This is a genomic window from Streptomyces sp. NPDC002130 (assembly GCF_040296465.1).
In the GTDB taxonomy this organism is placed as follows: domain Bacteria; phylum Actinomycetota; class Actinomycetes; order Streptomycetales; family Streptomycetaceae; genus Streptomyces.
Genome location: NZ_JBEOXI010000910.1, coordinates 1 through 1,330, shown reverse-complemented (window position 1 = coordinate 1,330; position 1,330 = coordinate 1). Strand labels below are relative to the sequence as shown.

Here is a 1,330-nt window from a genome sequence, read left to right as displayed (position 1 = left end):
GGGCGCCGACGAAGGGCTGCTGGACACCTACGAGCGGGAACGCAAGCCCCACGCCCGCCGTGTTCGCGAAGTCTCAGATGAGCGGCGGCGGAACTGTAGTCACGTTCGAGCTCAATGCGCCTGACGGTGAGGGCAAGAAGCGGGCGTTCGAGGTTCTCAACGCGCTGCGGGTCATCGACATCTCCAACAACTTGGGAGATTCCAAGTCGTTGATCACTCACCCCGCCACGACAACGCACCGGGCCATGGGTCCGGAAGGCCGTGCAGCGGTGGGTATTACGGACGGCGTTGTGCGGCTGTCCGTCGGGCTCGAGGACACGGGCGATCTGTTGGCTGATTTGAAGCGAGCTCTCGGCTGAACCCGTAGAGCGCCTTGCCTCGAACTTTCGTCGGCAAGGCGTTCTACGGTGCAGGCGTGAGACCCAGTTGTTTGACGTCGATCGTCAACGCCGTCGTATTCATCGTGAGTCCCGAGCTGGTGGTATCGCTCGGCCCGCGCTGACCGTTGGCGATGTTGCCGACAAGACCGAACTTCGTCGCCAGCTGCACTTCGCCTCGGCGGTCTTTGAGAAGCTCTCCCACTGCCCGCTCACTCGAGCCCTCGCCGTACACGTTGGCGGTGTCGATGAACGTGATCCCGATGTCCACCGCATGGTGCAGCGTGGCAAGCGCCTCGGCCGGGTCCACCGGGCCGTAGACCGGGGCGACGGACATCGCGCCGTATCCCTGAGCACTGACGGTGAGGCCTTCAGCCAGGGTGACGGTGGGGACGGTCATGAAATCTCCTCGATTCGAGTAAGCGACAACCTCGACAGTCTTCACCGAATCGAAGCCTGACGCACCGATTAACGTCACGCTGATCGGGTTACCCTCGAGTGATGGCATTCGATTGGCTCGAACTCGTGCTCACCGCCCACCGCGAATTCGGTTCACGACTCGCCGCAGTCGAGGACTGGAACGCACCCACGCCTGACTCCGACTGGCACGTCGAACACCTCGTCCGCCACGTCATCGAGGAGCAGCAGTGGGTACCGCCGCTCCTGGCCGGACTGACGGTCGGCGAGGCGACACCGGACATCGTTCCCGTCGGGGACGACCTGTGGACCGAATGGCAGAAGTATTCCGATGCCGCCATCAAGGCGTGGAAATCGACGGACCTCAGCGCCCACGTTCACCTCTCGTACGGCACGGTGAAGGTGGAACCGTATCTGCGCCAGCAGACTTCGGACGTCACGATCCACACCTGGGACCTCGCGCGAGCGGTCGGAGCCGACGAGCGGCTCGACCCTGACCTCGTCGAGGCCGTCTGGTCCGACCTCGACGGGCAGCG

General features: G+C 63.8%; 3 protein-coding genes. 2 read left to right on the top strand and 1 reads right to left on the bottom strand.

Annotated elements, in window-relative coordinates; translation table 11 throughout:
* A partial coding sequence (locus tag ABT116_RS46890; RefSeq protein WP_351647448.1) for a PLP-dependent transferase occupies positions 1-359 on the top strand: 359 nt, incomplete at its 5' end.
* Between the two features lie 43 nt (positions 360-402).
* On the opposite strand, the gene ABT116_RS46885 is transcribed toward ABT116_RS46890, so the two are convergent.
* Positions 403-777: an aldo/keto reductase gene (locus ABT116_RS46885; RefSeq protein ID WP_351647446.1), complete on the bottom strand. Its 375-nt coding sequence runs from the start codon at positions 775-777 to the stop codon at positions 403-405.
* A gap of 101 nt (positions 778-878) precedes the next feature.
* Here ABT116_RS46885 and ABT116_RS46880 point away from each other — a divergent pair.
* Positions 879-1,330, top strand: a 452-nt coding sequence (locus ABT116_RS46880; RefSeq protein WP_351647444.1) for a TIGR03086 family metal-binding protein, incomplete at its 3' end; no start/stop codon positions are given.